This is a genomic window from Paenibacillus sp. FSL W8-0439 (genome assembly GCF_038008995.1).
GTDB lineage: Bacteria > Bacillota > Bacilli > Paenibacillales > Paenibacillaceae > Paenibacillus > Paenibacillus polymyxa.
Genome location: NZ_JBBPAK010000001.1, coordinates 4217282 through 4234916 on the forward strand (window position 1 = coordinate 4217282; position 17635 = coordinate 4234916).

The 17635-nt window shown below is 47.0% G+C and carries 10 protein-coding genes; 3 read left to right on the top strand and 7 right to left on the bottom strand.

Features of this window, described 5'->3' with window-relative positions; all coding sequences use genetic code 11:
- Positions 1 to 111: 111 nt before the first annotated feature.
- The 4 genes from MKX36_RS18095 to MKX36_RS18110 all read right to left on the bottom strand — a co-directional run bounded on the left by MKX36_RS18095 (position 112) and on the right by MKX36_RS18110 (position 10440).
- Positions 112 to 5625 carry a S8 family serine peptidase gene (locus tag MKX36_RS18095; RefSeq protein WP_340865266.1) on the bottom strand — a complete coding sequence of 1838 codons (5514 nt, stop codon included), beginning with the start codon at positions 5623 to 5625 and terminating at the stop codon, positions 112 to 114.
- 534 nt (positions 5626 to 6159) lie between these two features.
- Complete coding sequence (locus MKX36_RS18100; RefSeq protein WP_090889794.1) at positions 6160 to 7785, bottom strand: S8 family serine peptidase; 1626 nt, start codon at positions 7783 to 7785, stop codon at positions 6160 to 6162.
- Positions 7786 to 8299: 514 nt separating this feature from the next.
- Complete coding sequence (locus MKX36_RS18105) at positions 8300 to 10081, bottom strand: SulP family inorganic anion transporter (RefSeq protein ID WP_340865267.1); 1782 nt, start codon at positions 10079 to 10081, stop codon at positions 8300 to 8302.
- A 29-nt stretch (positions 10082 to 10110) separates the two neighbouring features.
- The gene (locus MKX36_RS18110; RefSeq protein ID WP_016818694.1) at positions 10111 to 10440 is read right to left on the bottom strand and encodes an ArsR/SmtB family transcription factor; all 330 of its coding nucleotides are present in this window, start codon (positions 10438 to 10440) and stop codon (positions 10111 to 10113) included.
- A gap of 542 nt (positions 10441 to 10982) precedes the next feature.
- On the opposite strand from MKX36_RS18110, the gene MKX36_RS18115 reads away from it, so the two are divergent.
- The 3 genes from MKX36_RS18115 to MKX36_RS18125 all read left to right on the top strand — a co-directional run bounded on the left by MKX36_RS18115 (position 10983) and on the right by MKX36_RS18125 (position 15142).
- Positions 10983 to 12440, top strand: a complete 1458-nt coding sequence (locus MKX36_RS18115; RefSeq protein WP_340865268.1) for an RtcB family protein — start codon at positions 10983 to 10985, stop codon at positions 12438 to 12440.
- On the top strand, positions 12440 to 13723 hold the full coding sequence (locus MKX36_RS18120; protein ID WP_017426772.1) for an AAA family ATPase: 1284 nt from the start codon (positions 12440 to 12442) through the stop codon (positions 13721 to 13723). The genes MKX36_RS18115 and MKX36_RS18120 overlap by 1 nt, the downstream gene beginning before the upstream one ends.
- 258 nt (positions 13724 to 13981) lie before the next feature.
- Positions 13982 to 15142, top strand: coding sequence for an MFS transporter (locus tag MKX36_RS18125; RefSeq protein WP_340865269.1), 1161 nt, complete (start codon positions 13982 to 13984; stop codon positions 15140 to 15142).
- 83 nt (positions 15143 to 15225) lie between these two features.
- On the opposite strand, the gene MKX36_RS18130 is transcribed toward MKX36_RS18125, so the two are convergent.
- Genes MKX36_RS18130 through MKX36_RS18140 form a run of 3 tightly spaced genes read right to left on the bottom strand, consistent with a single transcriptional unit; the run spans position 15226 to position 17530 of the window.
- On the bottom strand, positions 15226 to 15978 hold the full coding sequence (locus MKX36_RS18130; RefSeq protein WP_340865270.1) for an amino acid ABC transporter ATP-binding protein: 753 nt from the start codon (positions 15976 to 15978) through the stop codon (positions 15226 to 15228).
- A 14-nt stretch (positions 15979 to 15992) separates the two neighbouring features.
- The gene (locus MKX36_RS18135; RefSeq protein ID WP_016818689.1) at positions 15993 to 16661 is read right to left on the bottom strand and encodes an amino acid ABC transporter permease; all 669 of its coding nucleotides are present in this window, start codon (positions 16659 to 16661) and stop codon (positions 15993 to 15995) included.
- Positions 16662 to 16678: 17 nt separating this feature from the next.
- Positions 16679 to 17530, bottom strand: coding sequence for an amino acid ABC transporter substrate-binding protein (locus tag MKX36_RS18140; protein ID WP_017426769.1), 852 nt, complete (start codon positions 17528 to 17530; stop codon positions 16679 to 16681).
- Between the last annotated feature and the right edge of the window lie 105 nt (positions 17531 to 17635).

Consider the following 17635-nt stretch of genomic DNA (forward strand, 5'->3'; position numbering starts at 1 on the left):
TGAACTGTTGGACAAATTAAAAAAGGCCCACAGCAGCCTCTATTAACAGTGGCTTGCTGTGGGCCTGCATTGCATTCTAAAAAATCTTCTATCCCCTGCTCTTACTTGCTGTTAACGGATCGTGATGGTGTGCACTGCCTTACCGTTTGCGCCGTCATTATCCGTCACTGTTAGCTCCACGGTATACGTTCCGGCTGTGGTGAATTTATGCTTCACTTTCGAACCAACCGCCGTATCGCCATCGCCAAAATTCCAACTGTAGCTGACGATCTCACCATCTGCATCACGGGAGGCTTTGGCGTTAAATTGTACATTTTTGTTCTTCTTGGCTGAGTCATTCGCCTGGATAATAGCTACCGGCTTTTCATTCGATGTAGGTGGATTCGGACCAGGACCCTCTCCTCCACCATGGGTTACATACAATCTTCCCGGCGCCTCCGTTTCCACTTCATTCCCCGCTGCATCCCTTACCCGGATCACGATGACTCCGCCTTCCAGGTTCAGAGAAGATGAAGTGAGATAAATACCTTCATAGTGACCTGATGAAGTTTCATTTAATGGAATTTCATTACGGGCCAAAGTGGACAGGTTAAAGGGCAACTCCACATGGAAGGATGCCTCCAAACCAGATGCACTGTCAAAAGATACCCGTACCGGCTGCCCTGGAGTGATACGTACATCCTCAGCAGGACTAATATTTTCAAGTTTCGGCAGCGCTGTATCGACATACACCGAGCGTGTAACACTCGTTTCGTTTTCGGCAAGATCTTTGGCCGTTACCGTAATTTGGTTTTCACCTTCGTTGATAAGCAAACGTTTGTTAAAGCTGCCGTCGCTTCCGAATTCAGCAGGCTCGCCGTTAATCGTCAATTCACTAAGGAACTCGTCATACACCGTACCGGTTACACTGACCACACCTGCGTTCGTACGTGCTCCCTCACCAGGCGAAGTCAGGATCAGACCCGGTTTAGTCTGATCGAGCGTTACAACCACCGGCTCGGAACGATCCGTTACTTTGCCGTATACCGCTGCTTGAACACTTAGCGGATTAGCACCTGGCTGAAGATCGACCGCCAAACTGAATTGACGATCCTTCACTTTCGTTGTGCCAGCCAACTCTTTGCCGTTAAAGAGCTGAATATCAGCCCCTTCTGCCGGAGAAGTTCCTGTTACGGTAATCGTATCCTCCTGCGTATACGTTGCCTTCGTAGGAGTTGTAATCGTTGGAGCGTTGACCGGATATCTGACGATCGCCCGGATCATGTAGTTCCCTTCCTCTTCAGGGGATTGGCTCCATGTGCCGCTTACACCTTGCCAGCTACGAAGCGCATTGGGGCTGTTTTCATCTGTAGCAAGGCCCGGCGACTGTGTGCCTACCGCAGACTGTGTATATACAATATAGAAATCGCCTTGAACCGTCACCGGCTCTGGAAGCTGTACCGTCGTCCATTGTGTCTCATCCCGTACAGCTGTTCCGTCGAATGGACCAGCCAATAGACGTCCAGGTGCTCCTGCTGCACCGGAGGCGTCATAGACAGAATATTGGAATGCTGTTCCTCCCGGATTCGGGAAAGCAGAGTTCCAGAACAACAGTGATGCTCCTGTCACCTGTGCCACTTCCGACTCAGGTGTCATTCTCACTGCCCATGAATTGCCTGCCGCGTTAAAGGCTCTGGCATTTTCTCCTGTACCGTCATCATAGGCGATGCCTCCTTGAAAACCGATGAAAGGCTTCAACGTGACATTCGCTTCTACACTGCCGTTTGGAGGAGCCGTAACGGAAATACTGTCACTATAGTAATTTTCGGCTGCGATGGACAATGTGTATGTTCCTTCCAGCACGTCCAGCGTAAATTCTCCAGCCTCATTCGTCTCTACAGGAGCAATACGTGCATCCTCCAGCACCAATACTTTCGCTTTTTGGATCGGTTCACCAGATTGCTTGTCGGTGATGACCCCGTGAATCGTACCGTGTGGGACAGCCTGGAGACTAAAGTTTGCTCTGATGACTTTGTTATTTTCAATCGTAACTGCTTTCGTCTGAGGCACGTAACCGTAGGCTTCGGCCTTCAGCGTATAGTCACCCGCTACATGAGTGAAGCTGTATTTGCCCGTGGTTGGGTCTGTTTTCACCGAACGTCCGGTTTCCAGTACCGTAACCGTAGCACTAGCTGGAAGACTGTCGAGACCGACACGTCCACGATCCACTGATGCTTCTGCCGGCTTCACTTTTTCCTGAAATTCACTCTTTTCAGTGCTTGTAATTTTGTACAGTGGGAATTGTTCTTCTGCTTTTTCCAGCTTGATATTGGACTCAGGTACGATATCCTTGGTCACTGTCGAAGCTGGAACACCTAGCACACGGAAATCGTCAATATACCAGCCATTCTTGTTCACACTGTTATCCGATTTCAAGCGGAAGCGAACTTGAATCTCATTGCCGGTATAGTTGTCCAGATTATAATAAACAGGTGCCCATTTTTTACCACTTGTATTATGCGAGAACTTACCCAGCTCACTCCACGTGTCGCCATTGTTTTTGGACACTTCTACATATCCGTAATCATAGCCGCCTTCAATTTCAAACCAGTGGTTGAAGGTCAGTGTTGCGTTGCGTATACCATTCAAATTAATTTTTGGAGAAACCAGTGAAAAATCAGCACCGTTCTCATAGTTGCTATCGAGATCGGTGGCCCACACATTCGGTTTGGACACTGCGCTTTCCGGTCCTACTTCCTTAGGAATGCCGCGTTCCCACTCATCCTTGGTCCCGGAATGAGTCCAACCATTGTCTGAACTGCCATCAAAATGATCGCTATACAGCGTATCCGGCACGTCCACTCTTAGTGAAGCCTCGTTCGACTTGACACCTTCGTTACCGCTATAATCCTCGGCCGCCACTGCATAATGATAGGTCGCACCACCGACAGTGATCGTATCCGTGTAGGTCAGCCCAGAGGTTGTACCGATGGAAGTATAATTTTTACCGGACTGGGTTGAACGATACACCTTGTACTGCTTCACATCTTCATCAGAGGAAGCACCCCAGGCGAGTGTAACGTTGCCCACAGTATCTGCTTCAGCAGTCAAATGACCAGGGGCAGCAGGTGCAACGCTGTCTGGTTCCTGAATGGAGAGATCGTCAATATACCAGCCATCTTTCACGATTGTATTGTCACTAGTAAAGTTGAACAGGAGGTATACCTTTTGACCCGCAAACGCTCGCAAATCAAGATATTGTGTTTTCCAGCCATTGCTGGTGCCAGTAAACGATAATACCTGCTCAAACGCATTCTGATTGTTTGTGGTCGCTACATACACTTTGCCGAAATCAGAATTGTTTTCAAGATCGTACCAATGCTTGAAGCTGACCAGTGCCCCTTTGGAACTCTCAGTCAGATCAATTGGAGGGGCCACAAAATAACTGTTGGAGTTGGTCTGGTATTGGCCTTCGAGATTGGTCGCGATGACCTTTGTACCCGAATGTGCGCCTTTAGGGCCGCTTGTCGGGGTTCCCCATTTCCAAACACTACCCTGACCCCCGATATTAATACCGGCAATGTCTTTTTCAAAGTCTTGTGTGTAGCCTGGTTTAACACCTTTGGAGACATTCACCTTATATACTTCCGTTTCAAAACCATTATTACCGAAATCATTTACACGGATATAGTATTCCAAACCTTTGCTATCCACCAAAAAGGTTGGAATGGACGCTTGATATGTACCATCTTTGCTGTCTCCAGAGGTCCGCTCCAACGGAATGTATACATAGTTTGACGAACCCGCTGTTTTGGCAAAGGCCTCAACGGCTGTTACGCCGACATCGTCCGTTACATGTGCAGTCAAAGGGATATCAATACCCTCAAATGCAGCTGCAGGCGGTGTATGCTCAAGAACAGGCGCTTCCAGATCGTCGCCACCCGTTACGACTTTACCGGATACAGAGCCCAGACCCTGCATGACAGACCCGACTGCATCAAGCGCATTAATGACGCCATGTCCATATCCATTGTTTGGCGAAGTAGGATATGTACTATCTGTCCGAGGGGTAGCTGTGTTTTCCAGAATTTCCTCCAGCTGATCCACGGTAAGAGAATGATTCGCTTGCAGCAATAGAGCAGCAAGACCCGCTACATGAGGGCCCGCCATAGAAGTACCGTTATATCCACCTTTATAACCGCCACCAGCTACGGATGATCGGATATTTACTCCCGGTGCGGAGACTTCGGGCTTGATCTCACCGTAAGGTGAGGGTCCCAGCAATGAAAAGCTTCCCAGTTTATCATTGATATCGGTTGCCCCCGTGGCAAAGGATTCTGGGTAGTTGGCCGGATTGGCTACCGATCCAGGTCCGCCCGGATTGGAGAGGGAGGTATTCCCTGCGGAGAATTCGGGGAAGATTTGAGCATCCCGCCAGGCCTGAACTACAGGCCGGAACCATTCATCAAGACCCGGTCCGCCTCCCCACGAGTTGTTCACTACGTCTGGAGCAAGCTCGGGATGAAGATTACCTTGGGCATCTTTTGGCGCAAGCAGCCATTGACCACCGTCCAGTATAATCGCATCCGTCGTTTCCGGATTAAAAATCCGCACCGCAATCCACTTCGCACCGGGGGCAACGCCCACTCGGTTCGTTCCATTTTCCTCGGAGCCAACCATCGTGCCCATCGTATGCGTACCATGGGAATCGTCTTCCTGATCGACCGGAAGCGCCGCATGACTATGCGGATCATACCAGCTCAATTCTGGATTCACGACATTGCCTGCCGCATCCAGACCACGCCATTTGCGATGCAGGGCCGGATGCGTGTAGTCAACGCCTGTATCGAGGTTGGCGACCACGATTCCGGTTCCGTCGATTCCTTTTTCCCACACTTGTGGTGCGTTAATATGGGATATGTTCCATTCCACTGTGGACGGGTCCACAGCGTTCTTGCCTGTATTACCGGGCAATGCCGATGTTTTGCCATCGCCCTTTTCCGGTTCTACAGCTTTCTGGGCTGTGTCAGACTTTGCCGTTCCTGCTGTTGCTGCCGTTGCGGTTCCAGCCGCTTTGGTGCCTGTGTCCTCTGGCTGCTTATCAACCGTTACCTTTTGCAGATAACGTGTTTCATTCGGTACAATTTTATCGACCTCAGGCAGCTTCGAGATATGATCCAGCACCTCCTTGGTGCTCGTGACAGCCAAAGCATTGACTATAAAATAGCTTTTATATTCCTTTACTCCGCCGCTCTCCGATTCCTTATCCAAATAACTTTCAAGCCCGTATTGGGTTCTGGAAGCCGTTTCACGTAGAGAGCTGATCACATGGCTGCGCACAGCCATTTTGGCAGCGGAAGGTGTTATTTTCTCAAGTGAAGCCTTTTGAAGAGCATTTTTGGAAACCTTGTTCGTATCTACCTGTTCTTTTAATTTGACCAAATAGGTAACATAGTTGTTCTCCTCAAACTGTTTGGTCAGCTTCGCGGATACCTTCGCGGTCGTGACCTTGTGCGAGGCTGATTTCAGCTCCAGCTTAGAGCCATCCGGGGTGTTTTTCGCCAAAGCGGGTTGAACAAATGAAAAGGCCATAAGCAAAGAGAGTCCAATAGATAACGGTTTCTTGAAACGTCTAGGTTTAATCAATTACTTCTCCACTCCTTTTACTAGGTTTAATGATTCTGGAATAACCTGTACAAGAGTCAGACCTCATGCCTTGCACATCAAACACGCGGGTTGCGCAATACGATGTGTTAGCCACCACCTCCTTCATAGATTATAGAGAGGCTCAAAAAGATATTTGGCTGTTCATAGATGGCAGTACTTCATAGGTGAGTTTACAATCCCAATAGAGAAGCGATGAAATTCAGTAGATACCTAGGAGAAAAAGCAGAAGCATTTCGAAGGAAAAAAACATGTTATATCATTACATTTTATATTAAAAATTGATATATAATCATATATTATGGATAGTATAAAGTTATCAAAACAGATATACAAGTCATTTTTTTGCAATTTTCTTGAAATTCTATGACTTTTATATTCATTTATGTAGGAAAACCCCTTTTTAGCAGCTACGCCATAGTGCAACACACGGTTAGCAGGTGCATGCATCCTTGTACGAGCCGCCCAAAGGGATTTTCGGGGATCTTTCTTAAACCTGTATGATTATGATTATTTTTAGTTAAGTACGGAGTTCACTGCAGCAAGCGCATCGATCAGACCATTTCCATAGCCGTTGTTGGGTGAAGTCGGATACTGACTGTCTGTCAGCGGTGTTGCGGTTTTCGAAATAACATCCTCCAATTGATCCACAGTTAATGATGGTTTAGCCTGAAGCAGCAATGCCGCTAATCCAGCCGTATGCGGACCTGCCATAGAGGTACCGTTCCAGCCTCCCTCATAAACTCCTCCCGGTACAGAGGAACGAATGTTTACACCAGGAGCCGAAATTTCTGGCTTCACTTCGCCATAAGGAGAAGGACCACGCAACGAGAAGCTTGCCAGCTTGTTATTGATATCCGTGGCTCCTGTGGCATAGGCTTCTGGCAAGTTAGCCGGATTGGCCACAGACCCAGGTCCGCCGGGATTCGATAGTGTTGTATTGCCTGCGGAGAACTCAGGAAAAATTTGTGCTGCTCTCCACGCCTTGGTCACTGGGCGATACCATTCGTCCAGGCCAGGTCCACCGCCCCAAGAATTATTCACCACATCCGGTGCAAGCTCAGGGTGCTTTTTGCCGTTTTTATCTACAGGTGCAAGAATCCACTGCCCACCATCCAGCAAGATGGAATCTGTGGTATCTGGATTGAATACTCGTACGGCAATCCACTTGGCCCCTGGAGCAACACCGATTTGATTCGTACCGTTGCTGTCTGAGCCAACGCTTGTCCCCATCGTATGTGTACCATGTCCATGGGAATCTGTTGGCAGCGATGCTCCATTAACCGCATCATACCAGCTCAGCTCTGGATTGACGACTTGACCGGAAGCATTCAGCCCGCGCCATTTTCTTTTCAATGCCGGGTGAGTATATTCAACACCTGTATCCAAATTAGCAACGACAATGCCTTTGCCATCAATACCTTTGGCCCACACCTGTGGTGCTTTAATCTTAGAAATATTCCACTCCACACGACTTGGCGTTACTGCATCTTTATACACGGATTCTTGCACCGATTTTTGTGCATTTTCTTCCGTCACAGCCGGGTCAACAGCAGTTTGATCTGCCACTGCTTGGCCTGCTGTTGATTGCTCCCCTATCGGCTGGGTATCCTTATCGATTTCTACCTTTTGCAACTCGCGCTTTTCATCTGGTAAAATTTTGTCGATCTCAGGTAGGGTGGCGAGATTATCCATGACCTCTTTGGTACTGGTTACCGCAAATGCGTTTACGATAAAGTAACTCTTGTATTTTTTTACGTTTCCGTTATTGACTTCCTTCTTTAAGTATTCTTCCACGGATTGTTGAGTTTTTTCTGCGGTATCCATGAGAGAGTTTACAACCGTTGTACGTACAGATAGCTTAGCAGCAGCGGGGGAAATCTGCTCGGCAGAAGCCTTCTGAAAAGCGTGCTTGGCAACAGACTCCGTATCTACCTGATCTTTTAATTTAACCAGATAGGTGACATACTCGCTGGCGCTGAATTGCTGGTTCAGCTTGGCTGAAACCTTGGCGGAAATCGACGATGCTCCTGCTGAGGAGGTTGTGCTGGAATCTGCATACACCGGAGAAATCAGAGAAAAAGCAAGAATAGCGGTAAAACCGGCCGACAGTGTCTTTTTGATATTTTTCGACTTAATCAATACTTTTCATCTCCCTTTACTTGGTTTTTGTGATTCTCAAAGACAACCTTCCGACAGCAGCGTCAAAAGCTCACAAATAGCCTCTGGTACTCACCTCCTTTAAAAATATAGATTCTGGGGTGAAATCCATAGGTCATATTCTAAGGTGAATAACCTTTGGTGCAGACCGCAAGGAACGACATTCAATTCAGAGCTGTGGACAAGTCTGGAAGAAAGTAAGTGAAAAAAATGAAGAAAAGGGTAGGGTAAGATACTAGAAGTGATCGAGGAGGTTGATAAGCATATTATTAAAATACAATTTAAAACAAAAGAATGAATCATTTGGTATCTTTTGAATCTAGTATAGTGTCATAAAAACAGTATTCAAGCATTTTTTTGAATTTTATTCCTTTTTTTCTTGAAGAAGTGAAAAACCTCTTCTATAATCCGCAACCAAATGCACCGAGAAAACTCGCATTTGTTTCGAAAATAAAAGAGGTTTTAGGAGGCAATCAGCAGCAAATGTAGAAGAATGCTATCTGCCGCTATTTACAGGTATGGGAACCGAAACGGCTCCTTCTGGAAAGGAAGATTTGGTTTCCTGGGTTCTGCGACACAGGCTCGTACATTCTCTAAAGGCCATTTGCCTGCACCCCTTGCACCGATCCTGATCCACCATTGAAAGAGCTGCCGTAAGGGCCTCTCCTGTATGTTCGAAAAAATTCTTTTGTCCGATCATGTCGTAGCATCCGGTTTTCCGCAGTAACTCCAGCGGTTGGGGCTGGAGTCCGGACACAAGCACTGTCCCACCAGACTTCCGGTACTTGTGAATTAATGCGGTAAAGTTAGCTTCTCCCGTCATATCCATAAAAGGGACCTTTCCCATTCGCAATAACAAAATCCCTTGCAGGTGGCCAGTCTGTCCCCCTACACCTGAGTTCTCCAACGTCGAAGCTGCACCAAAAAATAAGGGGCCTTCCACATTGTAAATAGCCACCTGCGGACAATCGTGCTGCTCTGTAACCATATGTGCGCCTACTTTTTCATGCTTCACAGAAGGGTCAGGTAGCACCTTATCGACTGAAAGTGTACTGCTCATACGTTTGACGAACAATACTACTGCCAGAATCAGACCTACCTCCACAGCCGTTGTCAACGTCGTAAAGACCGTCAGCAAAAAGGTGACGACCAGCACAATAGAATCCGCTGTCCGTGTTTTGAGAATGTGCGCAAAATGCTTGCGCTCACTCATATTCCAGGCGACTACCATCAATACCGGTGCCATACTAGCCAACGGAATATTAGATGCATAAGGTGCAAAAAGCACCAGAATGAGGAGCACCACGATCCCATGCACAATGCCTGACATAGGAGAAACCGCGTTGTTGCGGATATTGGTGGCCGTACGGGCAATGGCACCTGTCGCAGGAATGCCGCCAAACATTGGTGTCAGCAAATTAGCAATCCCTTGTCCAACCAATTCGCGATTGCTGTTATGCCGGGTTCCCGTCATCCCGTCAGCTACTACCGCTGAGAGCAGCGATTCAATAGCACCCAACATCGCTATAACAAGTGCTGGCGGCAACAGCTTCACGATCAATTCCCACGTCATCACAGGAATATGCAGCTCAGGCAATGATGCCGGAATTGCGCCATAAGCAGAGCCAATCGTAGCCACCTGCCCTGGAAAAAGCAAAGCTGCCACCAACGTTGACAAGAGCAGGCCGACCAGTGATCCCGGTATCTTGGGCCATTTTTTAGGCACTAGAATAAGCGCAGCAAGACAGATACAAGCTGTCAGGATACTATACACATTGAGTGAAGGAAGTCGATGGACGAGCTCTGCCATCGAAGGCAGAAAAGTTTCATGTCGCTCTACCCCACGCAAACCGAGAAAGTTAGCAATCTGACCACTGAAGATCGTCACGGCAATCCCGGCTGTAAAGCCAATGGTTACGGGCTTGGGAATGAACTTGATCAATGCCCCCAGCCTTAAAACACCCATTAAAATGAGTATGATGCCTGCCATAAACCCTGCTATAAGCAAATTCTCATAGCCGTATTGCATGACAATAGCCAGCAAAATTGGAATAAACGCACCTGTAGGTCCTCCGATCTGAAATTTGGACCCACCCAGCAGTGAAATCAAAATCCCCGCTACAATGGTTGTGTACAGACCATATTCCGGCTTTACCCCCGATGCAATGGCGAACGCCATACCGAGCGGGATGGCCACAATCGCTACAATGCTTCCAGAAATTAGATCCTTTCGTAAAGCCCCTGCGTTATAGCCTTCGAACCTTCCTATCCACTTCATTCCTGTAACCCTTCTTTTCTGTAGTAGCATTACTTCTCGTTACGTATTCCCTCCAGCAACGAGATTGCTTCGACTAAATGATTGTCAAAAATCTGCCGCGCCACTGCTAGCAGCTCCGTTAAGAGCGGATCACGTAGTGAATACACGACCGTTGTGCCTTCCTTGAAGCTGTTCACCAAATTTTTAGCCCGTAAGACAGCCAATTGCTGCGATACGGCAGAACCTTCGGAACCGAGCGCAGTCTGCAACTCGTTCACATTCCGTTCCCCTTCACTCAGCACCTCCAAAATGCGGATGCGCAGAGGGTGAGCCAATGCTTTGAAAAAGTCAGCCTTAAACTTCTGGAGATCTCCTTCCATGCCTGCGCCGTCCTCCTCACAGATTGTTTTCATAACGATCAACAATATCTGAATATTTGAATATTCAGTACAATAACAGTTTTGGGTCAATTGAACTATGATGTTACTCACACTTCACCATGCGTATAGTCACATTTTTCCACACTTTTATCTTTCAGGGTTGACAGCTTCCACAGGTTTCCATTAACATAACAATTAACTTTAAGAAAAGGGGGCCGACAGACATGACCAAGCTTTACACGATAATGACAATCAGTCAGCATGATACAATCACATATTCGAAATTTCGTCTCATCGGCCCCGTTCGGGCGACATGATGGGTATGTCACGCTGTCTGACGGCGTGATGAACCAGGCTTTTTTATTTTTATATGCTATTGAAAGAACAGGTTATTTATGTTTTTATGATGTACTGATCATAAAATGTAATGACACTTTCGGTGCACGAAGCCGTAGACGACAAGTCTGCGGCTTTTTTGTTTTTTTCGAATCTTTTTATAGGATGTTATAAATTTACATGAAGAAGGGAACTACCCATTTATTATGAATATACGACCTACGACCAACTCATCTTTTCATGAAGGACCATACAGCCACCTGATGAAGCTTCCGGCAGGGGATCTGACCGTGTACGCTTCGCAGCAACTCTTCTCCTCACTGGATTACAAAGTGTTCGAGATGGCTAATAACAATTTACAAATTCCAGGTATCCGCTATATGGGATATACACCAGATGTACATGTAGGCGTCGGAACCTGCATCGGTACAACTGCGGTATGGGGAATGGAAGACGGCTATGTATCTCCCTCTATCGTTGGCAGCGATATTGGCTGCGGCATGCGCGTACACCTGACCAATCTGCACAAGGATGCTTTGAAGGAAATCAAGCTGCGCCGCAAGCTGGTTAAGACAATCGACAAATACTTGCCGATGGAAGCCCACCAACGCGGACATTATTCGGATATACGACTGGAGCATATTGTACGTAAGGGTTTGCATGGCTTACCTAATAAATATATTCCAGATAGCTACACTCCTAAGAAATCTACCTCACTGACTCATGTAGAGCACAGTAAGTTCTCCTTTGACGAGGAAGTGCTGAATCTCGTCGAAGACCGTACTTGGCACCGGGCTCATCGACAGCTCGGCACGTTGGGTGGAGGCAATCATTTTGTCGAAATTCAGGCGATTGAAATTGCGGAAGAAAATAGAGAAGTCGCTGAAGCTTGGGGGATGTTCGACGGTCAGGTGGCTGTGATGATTCATTCCGGATCACGTGCTTGGGGTGGAGCAGTCAGCCAGTCTAGTTCATCTGCCATCGCCAAAGCGATGAGCCGTCTCGGACTCGGCACCTCCGACCCGAGACTCGTATTCGCACCGCTGGATCATCCCGAGGCAGCACATTATGTGGATATGATGTATTCAGCGCTGAATTATGCTGTGGTGAACCGACATCTGATTGCATACTCCGTGCGAGAAGCCTTCCGCGATGTCTTTGGTACAAAGTGCGAGTTGCGTACGCTGTACGATCTGATGCACAATTATGCTTGGGAGGAATCACATCCGGATCACGGCAGCGTATTTGTGCATCGTAAGGGTGCGACGCGCGCTCTTCCAGCAGGACACCCTGACAATCCGCGGCCTTATGAGGCGACAGGGCATCCAGCCCTGATCCCCGGCTCAATGGGGACTGCCTCTTATATTATGGTAGGTTTACCGGGCGGTCAGGATAACTTTCACTCCATTTGTCATGGAGCGGGCCGTATTCGCTCGCGTTCTGCGACCAAGCGGCTTGTAAGTGTAGACGATTTTGCAGGTGCCCTGGGTGTAGGGACAGACGACGAAATTGTGGTCAACCAGGCATCTCTGGAAAGTATTATCGACGAATCTCCACAAGCCTACAAAAATGTAGATGATATTATTGAAAGTGTTACCGGGGCAGGACTCGCAGCCGTTGTAGCCAAATGTAGACCGCTGGCCGCCCTGAAAGGAGCAAAATAATGTTGAGTATAGACATCCCAGCTATTTATGAATTTGACGAACGAACAGATGGACGCATTACCGGTTATGCCGCTTATGCCCGTCTGATCGACGGTATTAGTGAAGCACTCTATAACCGCTATGGCGTAAAATATGAGCTGTATGCCAGTGATGATCCCAATATTGAATATTGGGATCTGCTGGAAGAGGATATTCGTTCAGGCAGCCCTGATCTGGAGCATGTGGCACGGGTCTTCGATCGTTTGGAGGAACGCACCATTCAATATGACGATGACGGGCCAACGCCTGAATATGGTGTGCATCTGTCGATGCGCAATAATGTATTTGCCTATCCCAAGTGGGGGATCGCACTGGCACGAGTCCCCTTTTTCCGTGAAAATGGCGTATACAATGAAGATTACGTATTTGCCATAGGCGATCAGGAGCTGCAAAGCTTCCTCGCAGGCGTACGCGGTCGTGAACGCAAGCAAAATATGAAGCGTGTCACTGTCTTTACCGATACAAGCCGTGGACTCTCTCGGCAAGCAGAACCGATAACCCGCGCCATTACACGGGATGACGTGATTTTGAAGGCGGAAATCAAGCGGGATATCTTCCGATCACTTGATCAGTTTTTTGAAGCAGATCGTACCTTCTATCAGACTTATAACATTCCTTACAAGCGTGGGATTCTGCTATACGGCCATCCGGGCAACGGTAAAACAACTCTAGTGAAATCAATTGCCAGCAGTGTACCGGGTCCGGCTGCTTACTGGCAAATTACAGAATATACAACCAGCGAATCGGTCAAAGAGGTGTTCGAGGCAGCTACTCGCCTGGCTCCGATGGTGCTGGTCATTGAGGACATTGATTCTATGCCTCAGGAGGTTCGTTCCTTTTTCCTGAATACGCTCGACGGCGCTACATCCAAGGAGGGCATCTTCCTGATCGGAACGACCAATTATCCCGAGAAAATCGATCCGGGTCTGATGAACCGGGCGGGCCGCTTCGATCGAGCTTATGAAATCAGTTTGCCTGATGAAGCGCTGCGACTGGCGTATCTTAAACTGCGTAACTTCCTTGTTTTTGCAGGTGAGACAGGTACACAGAAGGCGGCAGCGATGACGGACGGCTTCTCCCTGGCTCAGCTCGGAGAACTGTATGTCAGTACCGCTCTGGAATGGCATGAGCAAGGAAAAGCCGATATTGAGCTGATTATTAAAGGCATGCGAGGCGAGCTTGATAAAAGCCGCAAGCAGGACTGGCTAAAAAATGTCTCCGAAGGAAGAGTTGGGTTTTTCTAATCCATCCTTTTATTGCCTCATTATGAAATTTATGTTACGATGATAAACAATAAAGTACCGAAAGGGTGACCTTAAGCCAATGATCTACTAATCCTATTTTCAAAGAAAAAACGTAATTTTACGAATTTTCTGGATAGGATTAGTGTAGGCTTTTGGGTATTAACGATAAGAGCATTGCTTCTTTGACGGGAGCAGTGTATCTTCTTGTTCGTATGTCTGCCTCCTATCCAGAACTAATGGATAAGGAGGTTTTTTTGTATGAAAAGAATACTCATAATTCTCATGATTAATATATTCATTGTGATGGTCGGCGTTGGTTTGATTACCCCTATTCTTCCGGAATTGATCATTGAATTTGGTGCCAGTGGGCGAGCAATCGGTTTATTGGTAGCAGCCTATGGAATAACGCAATTCTTGCTCTCTCCCATAACTGGACAGCTGTCTGATCGATATGGGAGAAAAGTTTTTATCGTCGTAGGTGTTATTATTTTTGCTGTAGCTAAATTTATGTTTGCTATTGGGGATGAGCTGTGGATGCTGTACACCTCAAGACTTCTGGAAGGAGTTGCAGCAGCCCTGATTATTCCAACCATGATGGCATATGTAGCTGATATTACAACAACCGAAGAACGTGCCAAAGGAAATAGCCTGCTAGCGGCAGCGATGTCATTTGGATTTGTCATTGGTCCAGGACTTGGCGGCCTTCTTGCAGGATATGGAACGAGAGTGCCGCTGTATACAGCAACAGGTACAGCTTTGATTGCAGTTGTTTTTTCAATCGTTTATTTACCTGAAAGCTTATCGAAAGAACAAATGAAGGCAGCACGGGCAACAACTCATCGAAGGGAATCTATTTTCAAACAATATGCAAGATCATTAAAGTCAAAATATGCGATGTTCTTTGTCATTGTCCTGGTGATGACTTTTGGACTCGCTAACTTTGAATCCGTTCTTGGCTTATATGTAACGGATCGCTTCCAATTCTCACCGCAACATATTTCAATCCTTCTAACGGCAGGTGCTGTGATCGGTGTCGGTATGCAGGCATTAGTTGTTGCTAAAATGATCAAGCAGTTTGGTGAAAAAAGGTTGATCAAAGGCTCGCTTCTCTTCACCTCTGCTGCTTATATTTTATTTCTCTTCGCCAAAGACTTTTGGAGTATCTTTCTTGTGACTTCCCTTATTTTCTTTGCCACAGCTATGCTTCGTCCAGCTCTTAATACACAATTGTCGAAGATGGCAGGAAATGAGCAAGGATATGTAGCTGGTATGAATAATGCCTATATGAGTGTGGGGAATATTTTGGGTCCTACTCTAGCGGGATTTTTATTTGATGCGAATATGTTCGCTCCATTCCTAACAGGCTGTTGTATTCTTTTGATTACCTTCTTGATTACATTAAAAATGAGAGTGAAATAAAAGAGGACTACTGATGGATAAAAGGCAGCTACTGGCCTGGGCGTTATTTTTAACCCCCGGCTGTAGCTGCCTTTCTGTTCAGTTTATTCCGTTTCCCCACTCAGTCGATTCAAAAACTGGATGGCCCGTGGACTGGTCGGCTGCTCCAGCACCTGATGTGGCGTACCCTGTTCAATGATTACGCCCTGATCCATCAGGATTACATGATCCGCAACCTCTGCCGCAAATTTCATTTCATGGGTGACAATAACCATCGTCATTCCTTCGGCAGCCAATTGCTTTATGACCTTGAGCACCTCACCTACCAACTCGGGATCAAGAGCAGAGGTGGGCTCGTCGAACAAAAGCACCTCAGGTTCGACCGCCATTGCCCGGGCAATACCGACCCGTTGTTGCTGTCCTCCCGACAATTGATGCGGATAGGATTCCGCTTTATCAGCCAACCCTACCTTCTTCAGCAGCTCCAAAGCACGTTTGCGCGCTTCGTCCTTGCTTTTTTTCTGAACCGTGACTTGCCCCTCCATCACATTTTGTACGGCAGTCATATGCGGGAAGAGGTTGTAGGATTGAAATACCATCCCTGTCCGCTTACGCAGCGCCAAAATGTTTTCTTGTCGAGGCTTCGTTCCTTTCGCAAAATTCAGGGCAATATCACCTACCTGAATTTCTCCCTGATCGGGAACTTCCAGCAAATTCAAGCAGCGTAAAAGCGTTGTTTTACCAGAACCGGAAGGACCGATAATCACAAGCACTTTTCCCTTATCGAGCGTCACGCCAATCCCCTTAAGCACTTCCAGCGAGCCGAACGACTTGTGTATATTCCGAATTTGGATCACCGGTACAATCTCCTTTATCTAATGGAAAAACGGCTGAGACGCTTTTCCAAATCATTTTGTAGCACAGTCAATATCGTGCTAAATAGCAGGTAAATAACTCCAGCCTCGGTATAAACTAATAGCGGTTCGTAGGTGGTAGCTACAATCTGATTAGCCGTTCTGAACATTTCCACATAGGTGATGGTGGCAGCCAGTGAGGTATCCTTTACCAAGCTGATGAATGAGTTGGCAAGCGGGGGTACGGATACACGGGAAGCTTGAGGAAGCACGATCCGCCGCAGCACTTGCCAGCGTGTCATCCCCAAGGAATATCCCGCCTCCCATTGACCCTCTTGAATGGAAATAATAGCGGCACGCATAATTTCAGAACTGTAGGCCCCCACGCTAAGCGTAAAGCCGATCACTGAAGCAATAAACGGGTCCAGTGTAATACCAACAGAAGGTAAACCGTAGAAAATAATATACAATTGCACCAGCAAAGGAGTTCCTCGAATCACCCATACATAGAAGCCGAAGATCAGCTTGAGTATTCTCCATTTGGACAACCGGGCGAGTGCAGTGATTAGCGCCAGCACAAGTCCCAGAGCAAATGAGATCAGTGTGAGCGGAATCGTAAAAGAAACCCCTGCTTTTAGCAGAGGCAATAATGAATCCATAATAATTTGTATTTGGCGATCATCCATTGTACAGACATCCTTTATTATTTGGACACATCGGCTCCAAAATATTTTTCAGAAATTTTCAGATACGTACCGTCAGCCTTCATATCAGCCAACGCTTTGTTGACTTCCTTGATCAAATCTTCGCTACCTTTATTAAATACTGCTGCGCTGTGTGAAGCATCCGAAGATTCGTCCACCTTTTTGATTGGAGCATCAGGCTTTTGCTTTTTCAGATCCAGATAGGATAATCCGTCGTTGACGGTCGCATCTACCCGTTTGGAAGTGAGGAGGTCAATAGCTTGGTTGAATCCTTCGGTTGCTACAATTTCCGCCCCGTTGCTTTTTGCGATTTGAGTCAGGTTGCTAGTCAGGGATTGCCCTGCCTTTTTACCTTTTAAATCAGCAAATTTTTGGATGTCCGTATTATCATCACTCACGATCAGAACCGCCTTGGAGACAATATATGGATCGGAGAAATCATATTTTTGCTTACGCTCATCTGTAATGGACACTTCATTGAATACTGCGTCAAACCGCTTGGAGTTCAAGCCTGCAAATATTCCGTCCCATTGTGTCTCGATAAATTCCGGTTGCACACCCAGCCGCTTACTTACTTCGGTTGCAATATCGACGTCAAAGCCTGTTAATTTGCCAGCAGCATCATGGTACGTAAACGGAGCATAGGTACCTTCCGTACCAATTCTCAGCTTGCCGCTCGCTTTTACAGATTCAAGGGTAGCTGCAGCCGTTGTATCTGCTTTTCCATTATTAGAACCGTTCCCTCCGGTAGATGCATCATTCGTGCTAGCGCCTTTATCATTGTTGCCGCAAGCCGAAACCAGCAATGCCATCACGATGAGTACAATCGGTAAAAAACTAAATTTTTTCATGTTATCCACACTCTTTCCCTTTTTCTTGATAACCTAGCACAGGCTGGTCATTGAATAGTACATCATTCATTTTCGCACGTCAATGCTTTTATCCAATAATCCCTA

Coding starts and splice junctions, on each gene's coding strand:
- MKX36_RS18125 (WP_340865269.1), top strand. CDS start 13,982: ATGAAAAGAATACTCATAATTCTCATGATTAATATATTCATTGTGATG.
- MKX36_RS18105 (WP_340865267.1), bottom strand. CDS start 10,081: ATGAAGTGGATAGGAAGGTTCGAAGGCTATAACGCAGGGGCTTTACGA.
- MKX36_RS18120 (WP_017426772.1), top strand. CDS start 12,440: ATGTTGAGTATAGACATCCCAGCTATTTATGAATTTGACGAACGAACA.
- MKX36_RS18110 (WP_016818694.1), bottom strand. CDS start 10,440: ATGGAAGGAGATCTCCAGAAGTTTAAGGCTGACTTTTTCAAAGCATTG.
- MKX36_RS18135 (WP_016818689.1), bottom strand. CDS start 16,661: ATGGATGATCGCCAAATACAAATTATTATGGATTCATTATTGCCTCTG.
- MKX36_RS18140 (WP_017426769.1), bottom strand. CDS start 17,530: ATGAAAAAATTTAGTTTTTTACCGATTGTACTCATCGTGATGGCATTG.
- MKX36_RS18115 (WP_340865268.1), top strand. CDS start 10,983: ATGAATATACGACCTACGACCAACTCATCTTTTCATGAAGGACCATAC.